At 64.0% G+C, this 23,879-nt stretch carries 25 protein-coding genes; 9 read left to right on the top strand and 16 right to left on the bottom strand.

What is annotated here, in order from left to right:
• Window positions 1–79 precede the first annotated feature (79 nt).
• Both pdxR and HV766_RS14085 read left to right on the top strand, forming a co-directional pair.
• Window positions 80–2,107, top strand: coding sequence for a MocR-like pyridoxine biosynthesis transcription factor PdxR (pdxR, locus tag HV766_RS14090; protein WP_175181368.1), 2,028 nt, complete (start codon window positions 80–82; stop codon window positions 2,105–2,107).
• On the top strand, window positions 2,104–2,520 hold the full coding sequence (locus HV766_RS14085) for a VOC family protein (protein WP_175181367.1): 417 nt from the start codon (window positions 2,104–2,106) through the stop codon (window positions 2,518–2,520). Before pdxR ends, HV766_RS14085 begins: the two co-directional genes overlap by 4 nt.
• A 28-nt stretch (window positions 2,521–2,548) precedes the next feature.
• Here the strand turns inward: HV766_RS14085 and HV766_RS14080 are convergent, their stop codons facing one another.
• Together HV766_RS14080 and HV766_RS14075 are read right to left on the bottom strand one after the other, a co-directional pair.
• Window positions 2,549–2,980: a VOC family protein gene (locus HV766_RS14080; RefSeq protein ID WP_054456277.1), complete on the bottom strand. Its 432-nt coding sequence runs from the start codon at window positions 2,978–2,980 to the stop codon at window positions 2,549–2,551.
• Between the two features lie 112 nt (window positions 2,981–3,092).
• Entirely contained in the window at window positions 3,093–3,431 is a 339-nt protein-coding gene (locus HV766_RS14075) for a hypothetical protein (protein ID WP_125472354.1), read from the bottom strand.
• Window positions 3,432–3,593: 162 nt separating this feature from the next.
• On the opposite strand from HV766_RS14075, the gene HV766_RS14070 reads away from it, so the two are divergent.
• The gene (locus HV766_RS14070; RefSeq protein ID WP_175181366.1) at window positions 3,594–4,739 is read left to right on the top strand and encodes an alpha-hydroxy acid oxidase; all 1,146 of its coding nucleotides are present in this window, start codon (window positions 3,594–3,596) and stop codon (window positions 4,737–4,739) included.
• A gap of 253 nt (window positions 4,740–4,992) precedes the next feature.
• Here HV766_RS14070 and HV766_RS14065 read toward each other — a convergent pair whose 3' ends face one another.
• Window positions 4,993–5,508, bottom strand: a complete 516-nt coding sequence (locus HV766_RS14065) for a hypothetical protein (protein ID WP_254593318.1) — start codon at window positions 5,506–5,508, stop codon at window positions 4,993–4,995.
• Between the two features lie 166 nt (window positions 5,509–5,674).
• Between HV766_RS14065 and HV766_RS14060 the strand changes: the two genes are divergently transcribed.
• From HV766_RS14060 to HV766_RS14045, 4 genes are all read left to right on the top strand, one after another.
• The gene (locus tag HV766_RS14060) at window positions 5,675–6,058 is read left to right on the top strand and encodes a hypothetical protein (RefSeq protein WP_054456281.1); all 384 of its coding nucleotides are present in this window, start codon (window positions 5,675–5,677) and stop codon (window positions 6,056–6,058) included.
• Window positions 6,059–6,305: 247 nt separating this feature from the next.
• Window positions 6,306–6,950 (top strand): hypothetical protein, encoded by a 645-nt coding sequence (locus HV766_RS14055; protein ID WP_175181365.1) that lies wholly within the window; start codon window positions 6,306–6,308, stop codon window positions 6,948–6,950.
• A 67-nt stretch (window positions 6,951–7,017) separates the two neighbouring features.
• Window positions 7,018–7,398 (top strand): hypothetical protein, encoded by a 381-nt coding sequence (locus HV766_RS14050; RefSeq protein WP_119451295.1) that lies wholly within the window; start codon window positions 7,018–7,020, stop codon window positions 7,396–7,398.
• A gap of 45 nt (window positions 7,399–7,443) precedes the next feature.
• Complete coding sequence (locus tag HV766_RS14045; RefSeq protein WP_175181364.1) at window positions 7,444–8,016, top strand: HD domain-containing protein; 573 nt, start codon at window positions 7,444–7,446, stop codon at window positions 8,014–8,016.
• Window positions 8,017–8,041: 25 nt separating this feature from the next.
• On the opposite strand, the gene HV766_RS14040 is transcribed toward HV766_RS14045, so the two are convergent.
• From HV766_RS14040 to HV766_RS14000, 9 genes are all read right to left on the bottom strand, one after another.
• Window positions 8,042–8,926, bottom strand: coding sequence for a DMT family transporter (locus HV766_RS14040; RefSeq protein ID WP_125472350.1), 885 nt, complete (start codon window positions 8,924–8,926; stop codon window positions 8,042–8,044).
• A gap of 60 nt (window positions 8,927–8,986) precedes the next feature.
• Complete coding sequence (locus HV766_RS14035; RefSeq protein ID WP_175181363.1) at window positions 8,987–9,910, bottom strand: bifunctional helix-turn-helix transcriptional regulator/GNAT family N-acetyltransferase; 924 nt, start codon at window positions 9,908–9,910, stop codon at window positions 8,987–8,989.
• Window positions 9,911–10,037: 127 nt separating this feature from the next.
• Window positions 10,038–10,898 (bottom strand): hypothetical protein, encoded by an 861-nt coding sequence (locus tag HV766_RS14030; RefSeq protein WP_175162310.1) that lies wholly within the window; start codon window positions 10,896–10,898, stop codon window positions 10,038–10,040.
• A 230-nt stretch (window positions 10,899–11,128) separates the two neighbouring features.
• Window positions 11,129–12,352 (bottom strand): LLM class flavin-dependent oxidoreductase, encoded by a 1,224-nt coding sequence (locus tag HV766_RS14025; RefSeq protein WP_175181362.1) that lies wholly within the window; start codon window positions 12,350–12,352, stop codon window positions 11,129–11,131.
• Entirely contained in the window at window positions 12,349–13,107 is a 759-nt protein-coding gene (locus HV766_RS14020) for an LLM class flavin-dependent oxidoreductase (protein WP_175181361.1), read from the bottom strand. The genes HV766_RS14025 and HV766_RS14020 overlap by 4 nt, the downstream gene beginning before the upstream one ends.
• Window positions 13,100–14,137, bottom strand: a complete 1,038-nt coding sequence (locus HV766_RS14015) for an aliphatic sulfonate ABC transporter substrate-binding protein (RefSeq protein ID WP_175181360.1) — start codon at window positions 14,135–14,137, stop codon at window positions 13,100–13,102. Before HV766_RS14015 ends, HV766_RS14020 begins: the two co-directional genes overlap by 8 nt.
• Window positions 14,130–14,984, bottom strand: a complete 855-nt coding sequence (locus HV766_RS14010; protein WP_254593317.1) for an ABC transporter ATP-binding protein — start codon at window positions 14,982–14,984, stop codon at window positions 14,130–14,132. Before HV766_RS14010 ends, HV766_RS14015 begins: the two co-directional genes overlap by 8 nt.
• A complete protein-coding gene (locus HV766_RS14005) occupies window positions 14,981–15,808 on the bottom strand; it encodes an ABC transporter permease (RefSeq protein WP_254593316.1) in 828 nt (275 codons plus the stop codon). Before HV766_RS14005 ends, HV766_RS14010 begins: the two co-directional genes overlap by 4 nt.
• Window positions 15,809–16,087: 279 nt before the next feature.
• A complete protein-coding gene (locus tag HV766_RS14000) occupies window positions 16,088–17,038 on the bottom strand; it encodes a GlxA family transcriptional regulator (RefSeq protein ID WP_054456291.1) in 951 nt (316 codons plus the stop codon).
• A gap of 151 nt (window positions 17,039–17,189) precedes the next feature.
• On the opposite strand from HV766_RS14000, the gene HV766_RS13995 reads away from it, so the two are divergent.
• Entirely contained in the window at window positions 17,190–17,807 is a 618-nt protein-coding gene (locus tag HV766_RS13995; RefSeq protein WP_175181358.1) for a cysteine hydrolase family protein, read from the top strand.
• A gap of 44 nt (window positions 17,808–17,851) precedes the next feature.
• Here HV766_RS13995 and HV766_RS13990 read toward each other — a convergent pair whose 3' ends face one another.
• Genes HV766_RS13990 through HV766_RS13975 form a run of 4 tightly spaced genes read right to left on the bottom strand, consistent with a single transcriptional unit; the run spans window position 17,852 to window position 22,617 of the window.
• Window positions 17,852–18,745, bottom strand: coding sequence for an NAD(P)-dependent oxidoreductase (locus HV766_RS13990; RefSeq protein WP_175181357.1), 894 nt, complete (start codon window positions 18,743–18,745; stop codon window positions 17,852–17,854).
• Complete coding sequence (gene ilvD, locus HV766_RS13985) at window positions 18,742–20,484, bottom strand: dihydroxy-acid dehydratase (protein ID WP_175181356.1); 1,743 nt, start codon at window positions 20,482–20,484, stop codon at window positions 18,742–18,744. The genes HV766_RS13990 and ilvD overlap by 4 nt, the downstream gene beginning before the upstream one ends.
• A 28-nt stretch (window positions 20,485–20,512) precedes the next feature.
• On the bottom strand, window positions 20,513–21,292 hold the full coding sequence (locus HV766_RS13980; RefSeq protein ID WP_175181355.1) for an SDR family NAD(P)-dependent oxidoreductase: 780 nt from the start codon (window positions 21,290–21,292) through the stop codon (window positions 20,513–20,515).
• A complete protein-coding gene (locus HV766_RS13975; RefSeq protein ID WP_175181354.1) occupies window positions 21,289–22,617 on the bottom strand; it encodes an MFS transporter in 1,329 nt (442 codons plus the stop codon). Before HV766_RS13975 ends, HV766_RS13980 begins: the two co-directional genes overlap by 4 nt.
• 286 nt (window positions 22,618–22,903) lie before the next feature.
• Between HV766_RS13975 and HV766_RS13970 the strand changes: the two genes are divergently transcribed.
• The gene (locus tag HV766_RS13970) at window positions 22,904–23,875 is read left to right on the top strand and encodes a LysR family transcriptional regulator (RefSeq protein ID WP_175181353.1); all 972 of its coding nucleotides are present in this window, start codon (window positions 22,904–22,906) and stop codon (window positions 23,873–23,875) included.
• Window positions 23,876–23,879 lie beyond the last annotated feature (4 nt).

Below are 23,879 nucleotides of genomic sequence, written 5' to 3'. Positions count from 1 at the left end.
GGAAATTTGCCCCGCATGGGGCTCAGGCAGCCAATCTACCGATAGAATGGCTACATGAAATAGAGCCATTTCTCTCAATATGAACAAGCCACTTTCCGCAGGGCAGCCAGGAGCGAAACGCCAGGAAGCCAGCCTGGACCTGCCGATGGACGCCGCGCGGCCAGGGGAGTCCAAGCAGGCCTGGGTCTACCGCGAGATCCGCGAACGCATATTGAAGGGCGCGCTGCCGTCCGGCGCGCGCCTGCCGTCCACGCGCAGCCTGGCCGCGCGCTGGCACATTGCGCGCTCCACGGTCGAGGCTGCCTACGACCAATTGCGCAGCGAAGGCTATACCGCGGGCACGGTGGGTTCGGGCACATACGTGGCGGCGGTGATTCCGGACAACTTTTTCCGGGCGGGGTTGCCGGGCGAGAGTGCCGCAACGTCCAAGGCCCCGGAGCCGCGGCCGGCAACGCAAGCAGGCGAGCCGCAGCCCGCGCCCGCTGTCAGCCCGCCTGGGGCCGCGCCGCATATGGCCGCGATCTACGCGCCGTTGCAGCCCAACTCCCAGTTCTACTCCCGCAGCGCCGACGCCGCGCTCTTCCCCATGGAACGCTGGCGCAAGGGGCTGATGGCCAGCGCGCGGCGCGTCACGCCGGCCCAGCTTGCCAACGATGAACCGCAAGGCTGGCGCCCCTTGCGCGAGCAGATCGCCCGCTATCTGGGCGCGGCGCGCGGCATCAGCTGCGATCCGGAGCAGGTCATCGTCCTGGGCGGCATCCGCGACGGCCTGGACCTCTGCGGCCATCTCCTGCTGCAGCCGCAGGACAAGGTGCTGATCGAGGATCCGGGCTACCTGAATGCCGAACCGATCTTCGGCCAGTACACGCGGCACATCGTTCCCTTGGCCATCGATGCCGGCGGCTTTCCGGTTGCGCAGGCGCGGCGCCAGCGCGGCGTAAAGCTCGTGCACGTCACGCCCGCCCACCAGGCGCCTACCGGCGCCACCATGCCCGTGTCCCGCCGCCTGGAGCTGCTGGACTGGGCCGCGCAGGCCGGCTGCTGGATCGTCGAGGACGACTACGACAGCGAATTCAGCTACGACGGCGCGCCGCTGGCCGCCCTGAAAAGCCTGGATACGGCCGATCGCGTCATCCATTGCGGCAGCTTCAACAAGACCTTGTTCAACGCGCTGCGCATCGGCTATGCGGTGGTGCCCAAGGAATTGGCGCCCGCTTTCGTGCAGGCGCGTCGCCGCGCGGGGCGCTCGCCCAGCATCATCGAGCAAATGACGCTGGCCGCGTTCCTGCAGGACGGCAGTTTCGCGCGCCACGTGCGCAAGGCGCGCGGCGTGTACGCGCGCCGGCGCGACGCCGTGCTGCGCGCCTTGCGCCAGGCCGTCGGCAGCGATGCATTGCGCGTCGGTGGCGAACACGCCGGCTTTCATCTGCTGTGGTGGCTGCCCCCGGGCTGGGATGTGGCGCAGGCCGTGGCGGCGGCGCGGGCCGCGGGCGTGGGCATGCAGCCGGTGGCGGACTTCTGCCGTAAGGTGGAGCTGGCGGCGGGTGTGGTGGTGGGCTATAGCACGGTGCAGGAAGACGCCTTGCTGAAGCTGGGAACGCTGCTGGCGCAAGCCGCGCCAGGCGCAGGCCCGCAGCAGGATCCGGGCTTGCTGCGCCGCCTGCTGCGCGTCAAGGACCGCATGGACGCGGCCTCGCACGAAGCCTGGTCGGTGGAGCGCCTGGCCGAGGTCAGCGGCATCTCCAAGGCCCATTTCGCGCACTCCTTCAAGCGCGCCTTCGGCCTGCCGCCGCACCGCTACCTGTTGACGCGGCGTATCGAACAAAGCGTGGCCATGCTGCGGGACACCGAGCAGAGCGTCACTGAAATCGCCTATGCGACCGGGTGGGAAAGCCTCGGCACCTATAGCCGCATTTTCCGCGACGTCACCGGGCTCAGCCCCAGCGCCATGCGGGTACAGGCGCGGGCGGGGACGCCGCCACTGGACAGCATGCCCGGCTGCGTAGCGAAGGCCGCGCAGCGCCCCGACCTCAACATCGCTGTTTTGGAGAAGCGCCGCCGCGAGACCGACGGTAAATTTCCGCCATCAACCAAGGAGGTCTCATGAACTCAGGCATCAACGTGGCGGGTATATACGTGGACGATCAGGACGCGGCGCTGGCGTTCTACGTGGACAAGCTCGGATTCCGCGTCCATACGGACGTGCGCAACGGGCCGTACCGGTGGCTGACGGTCCAGCATCCGGACCAGCCCTCGTTTCAGCTCGGCCTGTTTTCGCCCGGCCCGCCCATCCACGACGAGGCCACGGCGCAGACGCTGCGTGCCATGGTCGCCAAAGGCGCGATGCCGCCTCTGGTCCTGCATGTGGCCGACTGCCGCGCAGACTATGCCCGGCTGCAGGCGTTGGGCGTCGAGTTCACGCAGGAACCCATCGAACGCTACGGCAGCGTGGACGCGGGCTTTCGCGATCCGGCGGGCAATGGCTGGAAGATGATCCAGGCGCCGCGGGGCGCGGCCTGACGTCCAGCCCCGGGCGCTGGCGGCGCGTTCAGTAGGTGATCCGCACCGAGGCCGCGCTGCGTTGGGCGCCCGCGCGCGTGACGGCTTCGATATTGTTGCCGTCCGGGTCCAGCACGAACGCGGCGTAGTAGCCGGCATGGTAGTTTGCGCGCTCGCCCGGCGGACCGTTATCCCGGCCGCCATGCGCCAACGCCGCCTGGTAGAAGGCATCTACCATGGCCCGGTCTTCCGCCTGGAACGCCAGATGGATGCGGCCGGTCAGTTCGCCCTGCACCTCGGCGCTGCCGCGCGAGGAAATGAACAGCTCGTCCGTCCAGAAGTCCGGGCCGTCGGAACCGCCGATGGGAATCTTCAACGCATTGAAGACCGCCGTGTAGAACGCCTTGCTCGCGGGCAGGTCGCGCACCACCAGCCCGATGTGATCTATCAAGCGGCCCTTATGTCGTTCTTTCTGCGCCATGAATCGCTCCCGGCTATGGCAGTGGGGGAAGAATCAGCGGTGTCAGACTACGCTTGCCGGCGCCATGTTTCAAGGCGCCGCGCAGCCACTTCGGGTGCATGGCAATGAGGGCTCAGTCCTTGCCGGCCATGGCCCGCATGGGCTGGCAGGTCAGCTCCTTTTCTTCCTCCCCGAAATCCGCCATGTCCTTGCGCGCCTTGGCGTAGGCGCGCAGATACTCCGCATCGAACACCAGCGACGACACGCCGGACTCGCGCGTGGCGGACTGCTGCCGCTTCTTCAGGACCTCCAGCAGTTCGGGGGTCAGCACCTCGCAATACTCCATGATGGCGTGGATCTGGGCCAAGGAGGTGGCGCGCTCCAGGTTCTGTTGCGCCGAGACGGTTGCGGCGGGCAGCGACAGGACGGCGGCCGCGATCAGCGTGGCCGGTTTGAGCAGGTGGTGAGGCATTGCGGAGTACTTCCGTTCGTAGGGCGAAAGCCCGCATTTAACACGATCTGCGCTTGGGTCCATTTTGATGTCCTTGGAAATGCGGCTATCGGTCTACAATTCCTCCCGCTCCATCCGGGGGCTCAGGCTGTCTGTACGTGTAGTGTCGATAAAGGTCCACCCATGCGTCTGCATCAGTGCCAGAACTTCCACGACTTTCGCCGCATGGCCCGCCAGCGGCTGCCGGGCCCCATCTTCAATTACATCGACGGCGCGGCCGACGATGAAACCACCTACCGGCGCAACACCGCGGCCTTTGAGTCCTGCGACCTGCTGCCCGATGTGCTGCGCGGCGTGGCGGAAGTGGACATGTCGGTGACCGTCATGGGCCAGAAGCTGGCGCTGCCGGTCTATTGCTCGCCCACCGCCTTGCAGCGGCTGTTCCATCATGACGGCGAACGCGCCGTGGCCGCCGCCGCGGGCAAGTTCGGCACCATGTTCGGCGTGTCCTCGCTGGGCACCGTCAGCCTGGAAGAAGCCCGCAAGATCAGCGGCGGCCCCCAGGTCTACCAGTTCTACTTCCACAAGGACCGCGGCCTGAACCGCGAGATGATGGCCCGCGCCAAGGAGGCCGGTGTGCAGGTCATGATGCTGACCGTGGACAGCATCACTGGCGGCAACCGCGAACGCGACAAGCGCACCGGCTTCGCCATTCCGTTCAGGCTCAATCTGGCCGGCATCGCGCAGTTCGCCGCCAAGCCGGCCTGGGCGCTCAACTACCTCACCCACGAACGCTTCCGGCTGCCGCAGCTGGACACCCACGTCGACATGGGCGGGGGCGCCATGTCCATCAGCCGCTACTTCACCGACATGCTGGACCCGGCCATGACCTGGGACGATGTCGCCGCGATGGTGCAGGAATGGGGCGGGCAATTCTGCCTGAAGGGCGTGATGTCGGTGGAAGACGCCAGGCGCGCGGCCGACATCGGCTGCTCCGGCATCGTGCTGTCCAACCACGGCGGCCGCCAATTGGACGGTTCGCGCAGCGCTTTCGACCAGCTCGCGGAAATCGTCGACGCGGTTGGCGACCGCATCGACGTGATGATGGACGGCGGCGTGCAGCGTGGCACTCATGTGCTTAAGGCGCTGGCGCTAGGCGCCAAGGCCGTGGGGCTGGGCCGCTACTACCTGTTTCCGCTGGCGGCCGCCGGCCGGCCGGGCGTGGAGCGGGCGCTGGAACTGATGCGGGTCGAGATCGAGCGGGCCATGAAGCTGATGGGGTGCAGGACCGTTGCTGAATTGCAGCGGCGGCACCTGCGGTTCCGCTGATCGTCTCTTCGCCGGTATTATCGGATGCGTTGAGACCACTTGAGTTTCCGATCGGTGAGGTCGCTGACAAACATGTCACCGTGCGGGCGTGGGTGCGATATTCTTTTGGAGATATCGTCTGCAAGGGGCCGTGGCGTCGCCAAAATGTGCAGATTGACGAAAACGATATGACCCGAGAACGAGCCTATCGTTGCGTCCCCGCGCAGCGTGGAGAACTTCGGGAATGGCGCGGCGGGCTTTACTCTCCCTTGATTTAGCGCTCCGGTCTTTCTTCCGGTTTAAGGCCGGCCGCCTGCAGACGCCAGGACGGGATGCGGTACTCGTACCACGCTTCCTCCAGAGTCTGATAGCGCTGAAACCATGGAGCCAGATGGTTTTCGACATCCGCCGCCAAGGTCGACAGCCAGTCCTTCAGGTCCTGCGCACTGCCGATCTTGAGCACCGCGCCGCTGCCCAACGTAGGTTCCAGGATTAGCCCGGCAGCTGGCTTCAAATAGGCGCGGCGGTACATGCGCCCCTTGTTCCAGACTTCTGCTGGCACGTAGACCGGCCATTCCTTTTCATACGGAAACGACACGTAGACGCCCAAGGATACGTGCTGCGCATCGTCGAACGAGCCCTTGTAGCGGATAAGTTCCACGCCTTGCTGCAATTCGCCGCAGGCTCGCCACAGGCAACGCTTGCCCTTTTTCTTCCAGCCCGCGAACGCGGGCTGTGCGCGCAACAGCTCCATGACGCCTTGCTCCAGATCGGCCAGGGCTATCGGCATGCGAGCCTCCAGGGCTTGCGGGCAAACTTCTGGCTGCAGTATTGCGTAGGTGTGTTCATCGATCGTCCATGTGTGAACGCTTCAGGCTTCAACGGTGCGCAAGGTCGCAAGGTATCATGCGCAGGTTTTCACGGATCGACCTCCTTCACGGTCAGAAGGCTTTTCAATGAAAAAAAGCATTCCGCTGGTATTGCTGTCGTCCATGCTGCTGACGGCTTGCGGTCCCGACAAAATCATCGCCGATCTCCCTTCGCCTGGCGGAAAGTATCACGTCGAGGTCCGCAAATGCCCGCAGCGCGGGTCGCTGACCTGGGACGAGCAGACCCAGGTATCCGTGGTCGAGACCGGCGTGTCGGAAAAGTGCAATGCGTTCATCGTGGCGCTGACGCAGTTCCGGTCGTATACGCCTGATGAGCAACTGCAGCTTGAATGGATTTCCGATACGGAACTCAGGGCCTGGCATCCCGCGTTCGAACCGAAGAATGGCCCCTGGGCCAGCACGGTCAAGCAGGGCGCGCCGGTCAAGGTGATATTCGCGCCTAAGCGTTAATCGGAGGCCGGTCATACGGCGATCTGCCAGGGCCGTATCGTAAACGTGATAATTTGTTGCCCCGCTGCCGCAGTTGTTACTGCTTGAATCCGCGGCTTCCAGTGAATGCGAAGTATCCGCAGGCGTATGCCGGTGAATTACCGATTTTTTGCCCATCCGTGCAGTGCCATCTATGTTTGAATACGCTCCGTTTGCGCGCGAGGTTTGGCCCGCGGCAAAACCCATATTCGACGGAGCCTGATCCAGTATGTATTTCAGAGTTTTGGCCATGGGGCTGCTGATGGCCGGCGGCAATATTGCGCAGGCCGCCACCGTGCAGGAAGTCTTCAATGGAAAAATGCTGGGCAAGAGCCAGGCGCATTTCGAAACGATAGCCGGCGCGCCGCAGGAATCCTATGGTGACGATCGCGTGTTCGAAGTGCAGGGCTGCCTGGTCACCGCGACGATCAAGTCGGGCAAGGTATCGGCGCTGAGCCTGGAGCCTTCCGAAACCTGCAAGCCCGACCTCGCCAGCTTCATCGGCGAATATGCGCCCAAGCCTGGGCAGAAAATTACCCCGGCCGCCTTTGGCTCTGACCTGACGTATACGGCAGATTGCCTGACCGACTGCGGCAACGCCGCCGATCCCTGGGTGTACGCAAGCTGGACCGCGCCTCGCGCAGCCGGTGGCATGGAAATCATGCTGGGCTTTGTACAGGCCGGAGACCAAGCGCTGGATGCAGCCGAGAAATGGGCCACGCAGATGGAAAAGGCGGAGGGCAAGGATTACCTGCTCAATAACAAATTCAATTGCGACGCCCGCTACAACAGCGCCGCCGATGCAGCTTTCAAGAACGTGATCGCGACCAGCGTCAAGGTCGGGTTCGATCTGCCGAAGGAATCTTGCCGCTAGGCCGCACTGCGGGCTGCTGTCTTTGCAATCCACGGCCATGTCAGGCCGATCCCAGGGGAAAAAATAAATGAAGAAGCTAATCTTGACGGTTCTTGTGGCTCAACTGCTTGCCGGGTGCGCGGGTTCCCCGCTAGGCAATATGATCAACAATGAACGCCAGGAAACCAGGGCTGACATGATGCAATCGTGGGTTGGCGAAAGCGAAGAAAAGCTGGTTTCCAAATGGGGGCCGCCCACCAACAGCTATACCTTGTCCAACGGCGGCAAGATCATTTCGTACGAATACGTCCGTGGCATCATCAACAACACCATCTACCGATGCACGGAGAAGTTCAGGATTGATGACGGCACGGTCACCAAGTGGGGCCTTAGCTCCGGGTGCGACACAAGGATTCAAGACGGCGACCTGATATCGAAGGATATCCCCATTCCGCAGCCGACCTTGTGATGGCGGGCGCGGCCCATGGCCGCGCCGCATTGGGTTGGAATTGAAATGAATATCGAGAACATCAAAGGCCGGCTGGCCTTTCTGCAGGAAGCCGAAAAACTCAAGAGCGTGCTGCGTAGCGGATTCACGTCCACCGGCCGCCCCGAAAGCACGGCTGAACACAGCTGGCGCCTATGCCTGATGGCCATGGCCTTCGAAGACGAGTTGGGCGGCCTGGACATGCTCAAGGTTCTGAAGCTGTGTGTGCTGCACGATCTGGGCGAGGCCATCCATGGCGACGTGCCCGCCATCGAGAAACACCATCATCCGGACAAGGCCAAACAGGAGAAAGCCGACCTGCTGCACCTGACCCGCTCCCTGGATGAGCAACAGCGCGCAGGAATCCTGGCGCTTTGGCAGGAATATGAGGATGCCGCCACGCCGGAAGCCAAAGCCGTCAAGGCCCTGGACAAGCTGGAAACCATCCTGCAGCACACGCAGGGTTTGAATCCGCCGGATTTCGACTATGGGTTCAATCTGACCTACGGCCAGAAGCACACCGACGCGGATCCTTTGTTTGCGCTGGTGCGCAGCATCCTGGACGAGAAGACGCGCGCCCGGATCAATCCAGAAACCTGAACGGTTTGATGCTCCAGAGGCAGAGTCAAGCGGCGCTCGCGCGCCGTTCATGCGTGCCGAACCAGACGCCCGATAACACCAGAACAAAAGCCCCCGTCAGGCGCCAGGTCAGCGGATACGAGCCGCTCAGCAGCTCGATCAATACTGCCGTGATCGGCGCCAGCGCCTGAAACGACATTACCCGGCTTGCCTCCAGGCGGCTCAGCGCCCACAGCAGGCAAAAATAGCCCACTGCGCTGGAAAGCCCGATGAACACCACGTTCGCCCATTGAAAGCCGGACAGGCTGGGCAGCAATGGCGCGCTTCGCGCCAGGCAGACGCCCGCCAGGAACAAGACCGACACCAGCATCGCCACCACGCTGACATACATGGATGGATAGCGACGCAGGTACGGACGATATAAAAGACTGCAAGCCGCGCCGATGAAGGTCGCGCCCAACAAGGCGGCCCATGCCCAACCATCTGCGGCGCTGCCCACCGCGGCGGCAGAGGGTTGCAGCAATAGCGCAATCCCCGAGACCGCCACGACCGCGCCGATCAGCCGCGGCCAGCTGAACTGCTCGCGTCCCGTGGCAATCGCCAGGCACAGCGTTACCAGCGGCAGCGTGGAAAACACCAGCGCGCAAGTGGCGGCCGGCAGCCGGGCCAGCGCGTAGTTCAACAGCAATATCAGCATCGCGAATTGCAGTATGCCCAGGCCCGCCACCGCGCAGAAATCCTTGGCCGTGAACCGTACAGACCATCGCCGCAGCATGGGCGCGGCAAGCACGAGCGCCCCGATGGCATAACGCAGGAAAGCCAGCGTCTCGGGCGACACGTCGCTCGACACCGCGCGGGTGGACACCATCGCGGCCCCCACAAGCGCGCCTGTGACGGCGGCGGCGCATATGGCCTGGGCGCGTTCACTCATCGGAGTCGAGCCTGTCCGTGGAAACGGATTTGATCTGGCCGCAGGGATGCATCGCGTGGCCTACAGATCCCGCGCCCAATACTGTCCCACCAGATCCTTGCCGAAGCTGTGGTGCTGTTCTTCCTCGACCAGTTCGAAGCCGGCCTTTTCATAGATCCGGCGCGCGTCCGTCAGCACGCTATTGGTCCACAACACCATGCGCTTGTAGCCCGCCTGCCGCGCAAAACGCAGGCACTCGTCGACCAGCCGATGGCCTATGCCCAGCCCGCGCGCGGAGCCGTCCACGTACAGCAGGCGTAGCTTCGCCGTGGTTTCGTCCTGCCGCACCACGAAGACCGAGCCCACCATCTTTCCGTCCTTCTCCGCGATCCAGCAGCGCTCTCGCTCGCGGTCGAACTCCCGGATGAACTTCGCCACGATCTCGGCCACGAGCGCCTCGTACTCCGAGTTCCAACCGAATTCTTGCGCATAGACCGTGGCCTGGTTTGCCACCACCAGCCCCATGTCGCCCGGGCGCGGATCGCGCAGCACATAGGGCAGGGCGGCTTTGTCGCCGAGCAGGTTCTGGATTTCGTTCATGGCATTGACCAGCTGCGCTTGCGCCGGCTCCGATAGCTGTTTGAGGATGGCGATGATCTCGTTGCGGGACGCTTCATTGAGCGGAGCAAACGCCGCCCGGCCGGCCTCTGTCAGTTCCAGCAGGCCGACGCGGGCATCCGCGGCCGAGCGCGTCTTGGCGATCAAGCCTTTCTTTTCGAAGCCCGAGATCACGCGGCTGACATACCCGGCGTCCAGGTTCAGTTCCCGGCACAGGTCCGACGTGCTGAGCGCCGGCCTGTGGGCCAGTTCATAAAGAATGCGGACTTCGGTCAGCGAGAACTCGCTGGCCAGCAGGTGCTCATGCAGGACGCCGATCTGGCGGGTGTAGAAACGGTTGAAATGCCGGACCGCTTCGGCGCGGTCGTAGAGCGATTGCTCTGTCATGGGGGAGTTCCAATTACTTGCTTAAGGCATATTATTGTTTGCTATAGGCAAGTAATTTTATATATTTTGCTATGATTATTTCAAGGCTATAGATGTTTTCTATCAAATAATCGAGCCATTTTCCGCCTTAGTTGTCGGTGTTGGGAGTTTCAATCAACTCTTTCAGCGTCATTGCGGAAAGGCCGTGTAAACGCAAGGAGCTTCCCTCGGTCGGCTCTATCGTCACATTGCCGCTTACCGGATCAAAAAGGATGATGGTGCTTCCGGTTGACGCGACATGTCGGCCTTCTGCAATCATGGAACCGTTTCTCCAGAGAGCGAGGCATGGAGTGGCCTTGCTTTTGTTCTCTTGCTGGGCAGATGTCTTTGGAAGGTCGGAGAGAATCAATCTCTCATTTCTGCTGCCGATTGGGGTGCAATGCTCAGCGGAAACTATCCAGGTTTGGAGCTGTTTCATTGCCCCCACGTATCCCAAATAGGGAAGGAGGGCAAATAGAATCAGCACGGTCTTCATGGCGAAAATAAGTAGCCAAGGTGCAATGCTGAGTGCGGCTAGTGGAATGAAGCTGATTATTTCCTTGCGCAGCCATCTCCGGCCTCTTTGAATGAACTGCCAGCCAGGAATTTTGGAGAGCATGAGCGCGATGCTGCTTCCGGCCTTTATCACGGGTTCGCGCACTTTCGGCGTGTGCGAGCCAATGAAAACCAGAGTGATTGCGAGGCCTATGGCCGCCATGACGATGGCCAACAGTTTGAAGTTTTCGAGGGTGTGTATCTCGTCCGCAATTTCTATCCAGCCGGAAAACGCGTGACTGGAGAGATGCAGAAGATCTAGTGGCGTGTCATACGTCAATTCCGTAGGCACGCCAAAGCGGCTTTCAATGGCACTGGCTGCACCGTACCCCAGCATGGAGAGGGAAGCGGCTCCCAAAACCACCAATGAGGGTACGCCGATCACAAGTCCACGGATCAAGCCTTTTTCTGCCACATCAAACTCCTGTTTTCAATAAACCAGACTTAGCTAGATTTACGGCAGGAGCGGATGTAAATGTACTGATATGGCGGGATTTTCTTTGTGCCTCTGGAGTTGGGGGGGGCAGATGCTCGTCGATTGCGGGCGATAGCGCCGCTTTTGTCCCATTTCATAGGCCCTTGGCCTACTGCGGCAGACGAATGCCTTTTCAGACCCTCATCTGGGGGGCATTGCGCAGATATTTCCTAGATTCGCTCGCCCAGCCCTTCCACCGGCAACCCCAGGCGTTCACGCAAGCCCGCTTGCCGCTCTCCATCCCGCAGCAAGCCGCGTCGGCGTAGCATGGGCACGACTTCGTCCACGAACAACTGGAACTCGCTCGGGAAAGCATGCGGCATCAGCATGAAGCCATCGGCCGCGCCCTGTTGGAACCACTCGGCAATCAGGTCCGCGATGCTGTCCGGCGTGCCGGTCAGGTTGGCATGGCCGCGACTGCCCGCAAGTAACTGGAGCAACGCACGGATGGTCGTCGGGCGGTGGCGTTCGATTACCGAAGCGATCACCCCAAAGCGGCTTTTTATCCCTTCGAATCTATCGATGTCGCCCAATATCGGCGGCAGGGGACCGTCCAGGTCGTGGGCTCCCAGATCGATTCCAAAGCCAGCCAGCCACGCCAGCGAAGCTTCCGGCACGATCAACTCGTCAAGGTCGCGCTTTTTGCGGCGCGCCTCTTCAACCGTGCTGCCGATGGCGGGGCTGATGCCGGGTATGAGCTTCACAGCATCAGGCTTGCGTCCATGCGCCGCGGCGCGTGTCAGCAAGTCGTGACGAAACGCATGTGCCTCCCCGATGGTGTTTTGCGCGGTGAATACCAGTTCGGCATAGCGCGAGGCGAAGTCGCGGCCATCCGATGAGGACCCGGCCTGCACCAGAACCGGATGCGACTGGACTGGCGCTGGCACGTCTTGTCCTTTGCGCCAAAGCTGCAGCACGTCTTGAACAGCCTGCGCGCCGATCTGGTAGCGCTGCTGATGCGGTACGGGCTTGTTCTGTCCAAAATTGGCGGCTGCCGCGGGATCGCCATTGGTCACGATGTTCCAGAGGGCGCGTCCGGCGCTGACATGATCCAACGTGGAAAAGGTGCGCGCAATTTCTTCCGGCGTGCTCAGCGTGGCCGATCCTGTTGCGATCAAGCCCAGCCGTTCGGTCGCCTGCGCGACACCCGACAGGAGCGTCAGCGGATCCAGTTCCCAGCGCGGGCTATGGCGCGCGCCCGGATTGAACACGAAGAAATCCGCGACGAACATGGCATGAAAGCCCCCAGTCTCGGCGAGGCGGGCGATCTCCTGGTGATAGCGGATGTCACGCAGGCGTTCTGGTTGAGCTTGGGGCAGCCGCCAAGCCCCCTCGTGGTGGCCCGCGACAAAGGCGTTCACGAGCAGAATCAACGATCGATCTTGAGCGGTCATGGATTTGGGGCGGCGGCAAGACGGTTGGAGTACTGCGGGGGAATGTCCGATAGGCCTAACTCGCGCCGCAGCGTCCGAGGCGGCCGTCCGGCGGTATCCGCGACGCCCGGTTCGAACCGGGCGCGCAGCTTGCGCCATGCGGTCGGATCTGCCACGACGTCAATCCACTCACTGAAAGAGACATCCGCAGTGCTGTCATCGCCCACCCTGGGCAGGCGGCCCTGCGGCGGTCGAGGAATATCGAGCGGGCCTGCCACGCGATAGAACGGCCCTGCGTGGTCCGCTGCCGCGATCCGATCCGTATCGATGTAGACGCCGCTGCGCTTGTCGAATCGATGGGCATCGTCATCCCAACTATCCCAGAGCGCATGCACCGCATCGACGTAGTCCCGAATGCGGCCAGGTTCGCGAGCGCCAGTCAGCGACCAGCCGGTCCTGCCGCCACTGATGTGATCGAGCGCCGCCAGTCGGCGGGCAGCGGTATAGGGATGGGTTTCGGCAGCGTCGACTTCGGCGAGCAGGCCTATGCGTGCGGTCAGCGGCGCCAGCGCGCCTACGACGGTCAAAGGTTCCAGCGCGCCGCGTCCGCCTGTGATCAGCGCCGCGCTTGCGCCCAACGCTTCAGCTTCGAGCACGATGTCGCGAACGGCTTGGAAATCAGGGCGCGCCGCAGGCCGAAGCACCAGCCGCGCCGGCAAGGGCCGGGGTTGATCATCCGTGTTTTGGGGCGCTACGCCTTTGTTTGATTCAGGCATGGGGCACTCCCGCCGGGATCGGGTAGGAGGGATCACGGGCGGATCCCAAATATCCCGTGAGGTCTGTGGTCGCGGCGTCTGCAGGATCGACAAACTTGTCCAGATCCAGGGGCTTGCGGATCATTCGATTGCCCAACAGGAACTCGACCGAACGTCTCAGTTCGGCCAACGCTTGCGCGTCCAGACGCGGGACCCAGGTGGAACGGCTGAATGCAGTCAAGGTCTGCGCCGGGCTCAATCCGAAAACAGGAGCCAGCTCGGCGGCCGTTTCATGGGGCCGGCGTTTCAGCGCGTCGGCGCCGCGGGCGATACCGCGCAGGTAGGCCTGGACATACTCGGGCTTCTGCTGGATGAGCGATGCGGAGGCGATGATGGGAATCAGATTGCTCTTGAGGCCCCGGCCATCGCGCAGCGTGCGTGCCTGGCCTTCGGTCTCCAACTGGGTGAAGACGGGGTCCCACACCAGCGCGGCGTCAATATCGCTATTGAGCAGCCCCGTGTTCATGTCCTGCAGAGACAGGTTGAGAAACTGCACGTCCGACAGTTTCAGGCCGGATTCGGCCAGGATAAGCGCCAGCAGTTCATGCACGTTTCCCCCGCGCAACGTCGCCACCTTCTTACCCTTGAGCTCTGCCACGCTCAGGAATGGCGCATCCTTGCGCACCATCAGCGCCAACGTTTCTTCCCCCTTGTATGACAGACCGATAATGCGATCGTCGATTCCGGAAGCGCGGCCGATCAATGCGGCAGTGTCACCGAGCGCTGCGATGTCCAGGTTGCCGGAGGCAAACGCTTCATTGATCGGCGGGCCGCCGGAAAATTGCGTCCAGATGACTTTGACGTCGTTGTGGCCGGCCTTTTTCAGCTCCTCTTCCACCCAGCCGTATTGCCGGGCCAGCAGGCTTGCCGAATACGGCACGAAGGGCATGACGCCCAGGCGCAGCGTATCGGCGCCATGGGCCGCCATGGAGCAGAGGAGGGCTGCGCCGAAGACCGCCGCTGTCATGAGGTTCCGGAATCGTTCATGCATGGGTGCCACCTGTTATCGGGGTGTAAGCCGTATCGCCACGCTCTGGCACATTGCTTGGCGGCGCTCCGGAGGCATGTTGTAGAAATTGCTCGTAAAGCGACTGGCGCAAGGCCGCGAAGCTGGCGCTTGTCCTCTTGCGCGGGTGAGGCAACTCGACATCGACCACGGCCCGTACCGTGCCCGGCCTGCTCGACAGGACGGCAATCCGATCGCCCAGATAGACCGCTTCCTCGATGTCATGGGTGATGAGCACGGTCGTCACCCGTTCCTTCTCGCGGATTCGGAGCAACTCATCCTGCATCTGCAGCCGGGTGATGGTGTCCAGCGCGCCGAACGGCTCGTCCAGCAGCAGCACGCGCGGCTCATGCGCCAGCGCACGTGCAATGGCTACACGTTGGGCCATGCCGCCCGAAAGCTGTGCAGGATAGGTGTCGCGAAACGCCAATAGCCCAACCAACTCCAGCTTCTGGTCCACGATCTCCCGGCGTCTCTGGGCGGTCTCGCGGTGCAGGCCCAGTGCCACATTTTCCGCAATCGTCATCCAGGGCAGCAGGCGATGGTCCTGGAACACCACGCCGCGTTGGAGCGATGGCCCGGAGAAAGTCTGTGCGCCTAGCGTGACGCTGCCGCCATGATCGCCATCCAGCCCCGCCAGGATTCTGAGCAAGGTGCTCTTGCCGCAACCGCTGGTCCCCACTACACAGGTAATGCTGCCTTCGGGAAAAACGAGATCTATGTTCACCAGCGCAGCCACATGCTGGCCATGGGGTCCCAGGTATTGCTTGCTCACATTCAGGGCCTGCATGGCGTTGCCTGCCCGCTGCTGCGCTTGCGATAGGGCATTCATGTGCGTGTCATCCCCTTGAACTGAGGACGCCAGAGGACCAGCGGTTGTTCCACAGCCCGTAGAACGTCGTCAGTGATCTTCCCAAGCACACCCAGGGTCAGCATGCCTGCCAGCACCAAATCTGCCTGGGACATCGCCCGGCCGTCCATGATCAGAAAGCCTACGCCGCTCGGCGCTGCTATCAGCTCGGCGGCTACAACGCACATCCAGGCCATGGCCAGGCCTACGCGCAGACCGCTCATGATCTGCGGCGCAGCGCCCGGGAGCATGATCTTGCGGATGAACAGATGGCGGGGCAGCTCCAGCGTCCGGGCCAGCTCCACGTAGCGCCGGTCCGTCTGGCGGATGGCGTCCACGGTAGTCGTCAGAATCGGGAAAAAGCTGCCGAGCACGATGATGAAAATCTTGGCGCCTTCGTCAATGCCAAACCAGAGGACCGACAGCGGAATCCAGGCGATAGGGGGAACCGGCTTGAGTATTTGAATCAGGAAATCCACGAATCGCTCCAGGCGGTTGAAGATTCCCATGGAGATTCCCAATGTCAGCGCCAGCGCGGCAGCCGCGACGAAGCCCTGTATCACTCGCAGGCCGCTGGCGCTGACGTGGCGCCAGAGTTCTCCGCTGTCGATCAGGTACGCCACCGTCTCGGCGACATGGAGCGGGGAGGGCAAGAGGGTGGGCGAAATCAGGCCTGTGACGGAAGCCGATTGCCAAGCCGCGATAATGATGAGCGGCAGGCTGAGGCGTCCTGCAAGGGCGTGTGCGCCGCCGCGCAGCGCACGCATCGCCCGCAAGAAAAAGACTCCCTGTGTCTCATTGGACATTCTTCTCTTCATCGCTTTCCAGTGTGATGCCGCTGGATGATTAATAAGCGCCGCGACGATTGATGGCCATGGGCGGTTTGATCCGGCTCTCTGTGCGAGGCGCGGCTGATGAAAAAAATATAGCGTGGGGAGAAGGGAGGCTAAATCTTGTTTTTGACTATGCTTAGTTGGCGAGCGCCAGCTTGAAAAGACGAACTCTGTTTGAATTATTTGTTGCCCCGCGCGCATCGATCAAACCTGGCCAGCATCCGAGCCTTGGTTCGTCGATACAAAACGCCATCACCGCTGCCGGAACTGCTTCCGATAAGCGGCAGGCGACACCGAAAACGCCGCCGTGAAATGCTGCCGCAGCGACACCGTCGACCCGAATCCCGTAGCCTCGGCCACCCGGTCCACCGACAGCCCGCCCGTCTCCAGCAGGCGTTGCGCCGCGGCCAGCCTGTGGTTCAGCACCCATTGCGTCACCGTCGTGCCCGTCTTCAGCTTGAAGCGCCGGGTGAAATTGCGGCGGCTCAGTCCGGCGTGGTCGGCCAGGCGGTCCAGCCCCAGCGGCTCCTGCAAATGCTCGATGGCCCATTCCATCGCGACGCTTATCGGGTCGCCGCCGTCCTCCCGCGTCAGCGGCCGTTCGATGTACTGCGCCTGCCCGCCATCGCGGTGCGGCGCCATCACCATGCGGCGGGCCACCCGGTTAGCGAGTTCTGCGCCATGGTCGCAGCGCAGCAGGTGCAGGCAGCAATCGATGGCGGCCGCGGTGCCGGCCGAGGTCAGGATGTCGCCGTCGTCCACGTACAGGGCCTTGCGGTCGAGACGGATCTGCGGGTACTTGCGGGCGAAGTCGTCGCTCCAGACCCAGTGCGTCGAAGCCGGGCGGCCGTCCAGCAGGCCGGCCTCCGCCAGCACAAAGGCGCCCAGGCACAAGCCGATGACCCGCGCGCCGCGCGCATGCGCCTCGCGCAGGGCCTGCAGCATGGTTTCAGGCGGGCGCTCGTCCGGATCGCGCCAGGCGGGCACGATCACCGTGTCGGCCTCGGCCAGGGCTGAATAGTCGTGCGGCACATGGATATCGAAACCCGACATGGTCGCGACGGGTCCGACAGCTTCGCCGCAAACCAGCAGGCGATAGCGCGGCACGCCCAGCCGGGCCAGATCGTCGCCGAACACCATGCAAGGCACGGACAGGTGGAAGGAACTGATGCCCGCGAAGGCGACGACGGCGATGGTATGCATGGCACAAGAGGCAGGAATGCGGATTTGGCCCGATCCTATCACTAATTGGTATTCGGGCCACTTTCGGGTTAATGCCCGATGGCGCATCCTTGATGCCGTTCGCCCTCGTGCGTGAACGGCACACTAAACGCCTACAGATCAAGGACCTACGATGAACCACCCGACCATTCGCGCCATCGCCGGCGCCACCGCCCCGCAGTCCATCGACCCGGCCAGCACCGCCTTGCTGGTGATCGACTTCCAGAATGAATACTTCAGCGGCAGGCTGCCCATTCCTGAAGGCCCGGCGGCCCTGCGCAACGCCGCGCAGCTCGTTGCCCACGCCGATCAGCATGGCATCCCGGTCTTCCACATCCAGCACGCCACGCCCGCCGGCAGCCCGGTCTTCGCCGACGGCAGCACGGGCATCGAATTCCACCCCGACCTGAGTCCCGCGGCGGGCCATACGGTGCTGCGCAAGTCCACTGTCAGCGTGTTTCCCAGCACCGACATCGACCAGCGCCTGAAGGCGGCTGGCGTGCGTACGCTGTTGATCACTGGCCTGATGACCCACGCCTGCGTCGCAGGCGCGGCCCGCGACGCGGTGCCGCTGGGTTATCAGGTGATCGTGGCGGCCGATGCCTGCGCCACGCGCGACCTGGATACGGGTGCGGGGGAACAGTCGGCCTTGCCGCATGCGATGCTGCATCGCGCCGCGCTGGCGAGCATCGATGACACCTTCGGCGACATCATGACGACGAAGCAGGTGCTGGAGTTGCCGTTGGGTTGACGGAGGAGGGGGGGGGCGCCAGGCGCTCCCCATCGCGCAGTCCGTTACGCGCCGGCCTGGCTCTCCGCTTCACCGATCCGGAAAACTTGAGATAGATCCCAATCTCCCATGCCGCGCTGCGCGGCATCCTGCAGCAGGCGCCGCACTTCCGGCAGCACGCGTTGGACCGTGGCGCTCGCTTCGGCCAGTTCGGCGATCGCGTCCAGATCCTTGAGCAGTACGCGCACCGTGCCGGTGGCTTGCTCGGGCGAGGTCACCATGCGCGGCCACAACGTTTGCAGCAGCACGGAGTCGGCCCAACCGCCTTGCAGGGCCGACGGCAGGACCGCCGTATCGATGCCGCTGCGCTTGGCCAGCACAAAGGCTTCGGCCAGGCCGGCGAGGGTGGTCGCGACGATGGCCTGATTGGCGAGCTTGGTGGTCTGGCCCGCGCCGACCTCGCCCATGCGCGTGACGCGCGCGGCGTAGGCGCGCATCACGGGCGTAACGGCTTCGATCGTGTCCGCCGGTCCACCCGCCATGATGGCCAGCTTGCCGTTCGCCGCGCCTTCCGTGCCGCCCGAGACAGGCGCATCGATCCACACGCCGCCGGTCGCCGTCGCCCAGCGCCTAGCCAAGGCACGCGTGAGCGCGGGCGACAAGGTCGAATGGTCGATGAGACAAGCGGGCGGCGTGGCGGCTTGCGCCAGCCCGTGCGCGCCGAACACCACGTCCTCCACGGCTTTGCCGTCGCCCAGGCAAAGCAGGGCGATGTCCACGCTCTCGCCCAGCGCCTGCGGCGTGGCCTTTGCCACGGCCCCGGCAGCGGCAAGGGAGTCGAGCTTCGCGCTGGAGCGGTTCCAGACGGCGACCTCGTGACCAGCGGCCAATAGCCGCTGAGTCATGGGTTCGCCCATGCGGCCGATGCCGCAAAAGCCGATGCGTGGCGTCTTCGTCATTCTTGGCCTCGCTGGGCCGGCGTTTCCCCGAGGGAAGCTTCATAGGGCCACGTCACGGCCCCGGAATGGGTCACTGCGCCCAGCTTTGCCGGACGCACCAGCGCTTCATACTTCTCAAGCACGCCGCCCAGCCTGCCGCGCGCGAACGGTTGGCTGGCCTTCGCCCGTTGCGCGAGTTCCTCGTCGGAGAGTTCGACGTCCAGGGTCCCTTTGATTGCATCGATGTGTATGCGGTCGCCGTCGCGCAGCAGGCGTATCGGGCCGCCCGCCGCCGCTTCGGGGCCGACATAGCCGATGCACATGCCGCGCGTGGCGCCCGAGAAGCGGCCATCGGTCAGCAGCGCGACCTTTTCACCCATGCCTTGCCCGTAGATCGCGGCGGTCACGCTCAGCATTTCACGCATGCCCGGGCCGCCCTTGGGCCCTTCGTTGCGTATGACGAGGACGTCGCCTTCCCGATAGGTACCGGCGGCAACCACGGCCATGCAGTCTTCTTCCGTCTCGAATACCCGCGCCGTGCCCGAGAACACCAGCTGCTTGAGGCCGGCGGTCTTCAGCGCGGCGCCGTCCGGGGCCAGATTGCCGCGCAGGACCACCAGCCCGGCGTTGGGCGAGAGCGGTTCGTCATGCGGCTTGACCACGCGGCCATCGGGACCGGGGAAGGCGCGCAGCGCCGTTTCCAGCGTTTCGCCGCTTTGCGTGAGCGTGTCGCCGTGTATATGGCCGCCCGCGAGCAGGGCGTTGAGCACCGCCGGCACGCCGCCGACATGATGCAGGTCCACGGCCAGATAGCGTCCGCCCGGCTGCATGTCGCCGATGAGCGGCGTGCGCGCCAGCACTTCCGACACGTCGTCGAGCGTGAAGGTGATGCCTGCTTCGTGGGCGATGGCCGGGATGTGCAGCATGGCATTGGTCGACCCGCCGGTGGCGGCGACGGCCGCGCAGGCGTTCTCCAGGCTCTTGCGCGTCACCAGGTCGCGCGGCAGCGGCCCGCCATTGCGCAGTGCGCGCATGACGTTCTCACCGGCGCGGCGGGCAATCGCGATGCGTTCGCTGTAGACGGCCGGCACCATCGCCGAGCCCAGCGGAGCCAGCCCCAGCACCTCAGCGACCATCGCCATGGTGTTGGCCGTGAACTGTCCCGGACAGGAACCGGCGGTCGGCGTGCAGCGCTTTTCTATGCCGCGCAGCGTCTCGGCCGACATATCGCCGCGCTGCGCCGCGCCCACGGCCTCGATGGCCGTCAGGATCGTGGCCTGCGAGCCGTCCGGGGCTACGCCCGGCAACATCGCTCCGCCGAACAGGAACACGCCGGGGACGTTCACGCGCACCATGCCCATCAGGATGCCGGGCAGGGTCTTGTCGCAACCGGCCACGCCGACCAGCGCGTCGTAACAGTGGGCGCGCACGAACAACTCGACGCTGTCGGCGATGGTCTCGCGCGAAACCAGCGAGAACCGCATACCCGAGTGATTCATCGACGTGCCGTCGGAGACCGAGATCGCCGAGCCGCGTATCGGCACGCCGCCGCCCGCCGCGATCCCGAGACGGACGTTGTCCGAGATCTGGTTCAGCGACATGGAACAGGGCGTGTTCTCGCCGAATGTGTCGACGATGGCGACGAACGGCTTGTCGATGGCCTCGTCGTCCAGGCCCGTGGCGCGCAGGAAGGCGCGGTGCGGGGCGCGCGTCACACCCTCGGTGACCGTGCGGGAGCGGTGTTTGTGCAGATCTTTCATGGATGATGTTCCTAGTATTGGCGGAGACTCAAGTGTTGAGCATCAAGCCGTTTTCGATGGCCAGCACCTGGCCGGTCATCGCCGGCGCGCGGGCGGCGATGAACCAGGCCAGGTCCGCGACTTCCGAAGGCTGCGACACCCGCTTGAGCGGCGCGTTCTCGCGCATGCCGTCGATCACGCGGGCGTAGGCCTCGTCGCCCAGCACGCGCCGCAGCAGGCCGTCGTCGACCATGCCCGGGGCAATGGCATTCACACGGACCTGCGGGGCGAGATTGCGCGCGAGCGACAGCGTCAGCGAATTGACCGCGCCCTTCGAGGCCGCATAGGCGATGGACGATCCCGTGCCATTCAAGGACGCCAGCGAAGAAATATTGATCACGCAGCCCGACGCCGCGCCTGCCGGACGCTCGCGCAACAGGGGAGCCGCGGCGCGCGTCATCTGGAACATGCCGATGAGGTTCACGCGATAGACGCGTTCGAATTCGCTGGCGTCGACCGCTTCCAGGTCGCCATGCGGAATCACGCGGGTCGTGCCCGCGCTGTTCACGACCGCGTCCAGCCGTCCCCACCGCGCCGCGACGGCATCGACCATGCCGCGGCAGGCAGCGTCGTCGCCCACGTCGGCATCCACGACGATGGCCTGCGCGCCGGCCTCGCTGCACTGCGCGGCCACCGCCTCGGCCGCCGCCCGCGTGCCGTCGTCGAAATTGTTGATGGCCACGGCCCAGCCTTCACGCGCGAAACGCAGGGCCGTGGCGGCCCCGATGCCGCTGGCCGCGCCGGTTACCAGACAGACGGGCACGCTCATGCCTGCCCCCGCTTCGTGCGCAGCGACATGGCGATGAAGGCCCCGCCGACCAGCGCGCAGGCTAGCAGGATCATGCCGGGCAGCAGCTGCCCCGTGGCGTCCTTGAGAAAGCCGATGACATAGGGGCTGACGAAGCCGGCCAGGTTGCCGACCGAGTTGATCAGCGCGATGGCCGCCGCGGCGCCCGCGCCGCTCATCATCGCCGTGGGAATGCCCCAGAAGACGGGCGCGATCGAATTGATGCCGATGGCGGCGACGATGAGGGCGGCCATCGACCACCACAGGTGTTCGGCAAGCAGCACCGATACCAGCATGCCGACGGCGCCCAGCACACAGCACACGGCAACGTGGATGCGGCGTTCGTTCGTGCGGTCCGCATGGCGCGCGATGAGTATCATCGCCACCGCGCTGACCAGCGACGGCACTGCCGACAGCAGGCCGATATTGCCCAGATTGGCCACGCCCGCGGCCCGTATCATCGTCGGCAGCCAGAACACCAGGCCGTAGTTGCCCATGGCGATGCAGAAATAGAGCAGGCCGAGCAGCCACACTTTACGGTCGCCGAACACCTGCCGCACGCTATGGCGGGCGCGGGTGCTGTCGTCGGCCGCCAGATCCTGCGCCAGCAGGCGCTTCTCGTCCGCGTTCAGCCACTTCACCGTCTCGATCCGGTCCTGCAGCATGAAGAAGGCGGCAATACCGACCAGCAGCGACCCCAGGCCTTCGACCAGGAACAGCCACTGCCAGCCGGCCAGGCCATGCATGCCGCCAAACCGCTCCATGATCCAGCCGGACAGCGGACCGCCGATGGCGCCCGACACCGGAATGGCCACCATGAACAGCGCGATGATCTGCGAGCGGCGGCTGGACGGGAACCAGGTCGACAGGTACAGCACGATGCCCGGGAAAAAGCCGGCTTCCGCCACCCCCAGCAGGAAACGCAGCAGATAGAACGACAGCGGTCCCTGCGCGTACATCGTCAGACAGGAAATGATGGACCACGTGACCATGATGCGCGCGATCCAGATGCGCGCGCCCACGCGATGCAGGATCAGATTGCTGGGCACCTCGAAGAGGAAGTAGCCCAGAAAGAAAATGCCGGCCCCCAAGCCGTAGACCGTTTCCGACATCGACAGGTCGGCCAGCATTTGCAGCTTGGCGAAGCTCACATTCACACGGTCGATGTAGGCGACGATGAACGACAGGAACAGGAACGGCATGATGCGCCAGGCCAGCTTGCGGTACAGCGCGTCTAGCTGCGCAGGGTTCTGCGCGGCCTGGGCGCCGGCATAGGCCGGCGCGCCGCCGGATAGGGACGTGCTCATGAGTGTTGTCTCCGTGGGTGTGTGCCATGGGGCACATCGAGTTATTCGGCAGCCTGCGAGTTCGGTTATGCGATGCGGCATTGACGTAGGATCAATCATTGTTCCCGGTTGATCGTCGATGCTTCACGAAAGGCCTGCGCTACAGTGCTGTCCGTTCGAAGGGTACGGGCAGCTCGCATTCGGCGGCAAATCACACTTTGCGCATTCGGCATTACCATTTGGTTATGATTGGCGGCTTGCGCCGTTACCTGATGGCGACCGATATCCCCGTCTTTCCATTCACGACATGTCCGCCAGCACGCCGTCCGACAATTCGATAGAACGCTTTTTCCGCAGCGGCCTGAAGCTAGGGCATCTGCGCATCCTGGTGGCGCTGGGCGAGCTGCGCCAGGTGACTCGGGTGGCCGCCGCGTTCCACGTCACGCAGCCTGCCATCTCCAAGCAGATCGCGGAGATCGAGGAGGCGCTGGCCACGCCGGTCGTGCGCCGCGTGGGCAACGCCATTGAATTGACGCGCATAGGGCGCGTGCTGGTCGAACGCGGGCGTGAGATCCTGCGCCAGATCGAACTGGCGCGGCGCGACGTCAAGGCGCTGGCCTCCGGCACGGCGGGCCACGTGAGATTCGGCGCCGTGGTGACGATTCCCCAACCCCTGATCGCGCATGCCGTCGAGCTGTTCACGCGGCGCGCGCCGAATGCCTCGTTCTCGTTCGTCGAAGCCACGCTCGACCGCCTGCTCAAGATGATGGACGAAGGCAATCTCGACCTGGCCTTGGGCCGCAACCGCGTGACCGGCTATCTTCCGGTGATGCGCCACGAGTCACTGCATCACGAGCCGTTCGTGTTCGTGGTGGGTACGCGCCACCCATTGGGCGGCCCCGATACCCCCGTGACCTGGGACGACCTGCAGGACGTGCGCTGGATCACGCCCATGCAGGGTTCGCCCGCTTTCGCGACCATGGTCGAGATCCTGGCCGAACATGGCGTGACCCTGTTGCGGCCGACCATCGAGTCCAGTTCCTTGGCGCTGAACTTGTCCTTGCTGCGCGACGGGGGATACGTCTCGATCCTGCCGCTGTCGCTCGCGCGCCGCTACGTGCAGCGCGGAACGATGCGGATGCTGCCGCTACCGCCGCTGGGGCCATTGGGCGAGGCGATTCTGTATTGGCGCGAAGATACGACGACTTCCACCACGGAGCTGTTTGCCGAGTGCTTGCGGGAGTCGTCGGCGGAATTGATCGATGCCGCTGGCGCCTAGCGGC

The organism is Achromobacter aegrifaciens (assembly GCF_902859735.1).
GTDB classification, from domain to species: Bacteria; Pseudomonadota; Gammaproteobacteria; order Burkholderiales; family Burkholderiaceae_B; genus Achromobacter; species Achromobacter aegrifaciens.
Note: the sequence above shows the minus strand (reverse complement) of the source record. Positions and strands in the feature narration are given on the sequence as shown.

Coding starts and splice junctions, on each gene's coding strand:
- ilvD (WP_175181356.1), bottom strand. CDS start 20,484: ATGAAAGATCTGCACAAACACCGCTCCCGCACGGTCACCGAGGGTGTG.
- HV766_RS14005 (WP_254593316.1), bottom strand. CDS start 15,808: ATGTCCAATGAGACACAGGGAGTCTTTTTCTTGCGGGCGATGCGTGCG.
- HV766_RS14070 (WP_175181366.1), top strand. CDS start 3,594: ATGCGTCTGCATCAGTGCCAGAACTTCCACGACTTTCGCCGCATGGCC.
- HV766_RS13990 (WP_175181357.1), bottom strand. CDS start 18,745: ATGACGAAGACGCCACGCATCGGCTTTTGCGGCATCGGCCGCATGGGC.
- HV766_RS13980 (WP_175181355.1), bottom strand. CDS start 21,292: ATGAGCGTGCCCGTCTGTCTGGTAACCGGCGCGGCCAGCGGCATCGGG.
- HV766_RS14015 (WP_175181360.1), bottom strand. CDS start 14,137: ATGCATGAACGATTCCGGAACCTCATGACAGCGGCGGTCTTCGGCGCA.
- HV766_RS14050 (WP_119451295.1), top strand. CDS start 7,018: ATGAAGAAGCTAATCTTGACGGTTCTTGTGGCTCAACTGCTTGCCGGG.
- HV766_RS14085 (WP_175181367.1), top strand. CDS start 2,104: ATGAACTCAGGCATCAACGTGGCGGGTATATACGTGGACGATCAGGAC.
- HV766_RS14060 (WP_054456281.1), top strand. CDS start 5,675: ATGAAAAAAAGCATTCCGCTGGTATTGCTGTCGTCCATGCTGCTGACG.
- HV766_RS14035 (WP_175181363.1), bottom strand. CDS start 9,910: ATGACAGAGCAATCGCTCTACGACCGCGCCGAAGCGGTCCGGCATTTC.
- HV766_RS13995 (WP_175181358.1), top strand. CDS start 17,190: ATGAACCACCCGACCATTCGCGCCATCGCCGGCGCCACCGCCCCGCAG.
- HV766_RS14045 (WP_175181364.1), top strand. CDS start 7,444: ATGAATATCGAGAACATCAAAGGCCGGCTGGCCTTTCTGCAGGAAGCC.
- HV766_RS13970 (WP_175181353.1), top strand. CDS start 22,904: ATGTCCGCCAGCACGCCGTCCGACAATTCGATAGAACGCTTTTTCCGC.
- HV766_RS14025 (WP_175181362.1), bottom strand. CDS start 12,352: ATGACCGCTCAAGATCGATCGTTGATTCTGCTCGTGAACGCCTTTGTC.
- HV766_RS14020 (WP_175181361.1), bottom strand. CDS start 13,107: ATGCCTGAATCAAACAAAGGCGTAGCGCCCCAAAACACGGATGATCAA.
- HV766_RS14040 (WP_125472350.1), bottom strand. CDS start 8,926: ATGAGTGAACGCGCCCAGGCCATATGCGCCGCCGCCGTCACAGGCGCG.
- HV766_RS14075 (WP_125472354.1), bottom strand. CDS start 3,431: ATGCCTCACCACCTGCTCAAACCGGCCACGCTGATCGCGGCCGCCGTC.
- HV766_RS14080 (WP_054456277.1), bottom strand. CDS start 2,980: ATGGCGCAGAAAGAACGACATAAGGGCCGCTTGATAGATCACATCGGG.
- HV766_RS14055 (WP_175181365.1), top strand. CDS start 6,306: ATGTATTTCAGAGTTTTGGCCATGGGGCTGCTGATGGCCGGCGGCAAT.
- HV766_RS14000 (WP_054456291.1), bottom strand. CDS start 17,038: ATGCATACCATCGCCGTCGTCGCCTTCGCGGGCATCAGTTCCTTCCAC.
- HV766_RS14010 (WP_254593317.1), bottom strand. CDS start 14,984: ATGAATGCCCTATCGCAAGCGCAGCAGCGGGCAGGCAACGCCATGCAG.
- HV766_RS14065 (WP_254593318.1), bottom strand. CDS start 5,508: ATGCCGATAGCCCTGGCCGATCTGGAGCAAGGCGTCATGGAGCTGTTG.
- pdxR (WP_175181368.1), top strand. CDS start 80: ATGAACAAGCCACTTTCCGCAGGGCAGCCAGGAGCGAAACGCCAGGAA.
- HV766_RS13975 (WP_175181354.1), bottom strand. CDS start 22,617: ATGAGCACGTCCCTATCCGGCGGCGCGCCGGCCTATGCCGGCGCCCAG.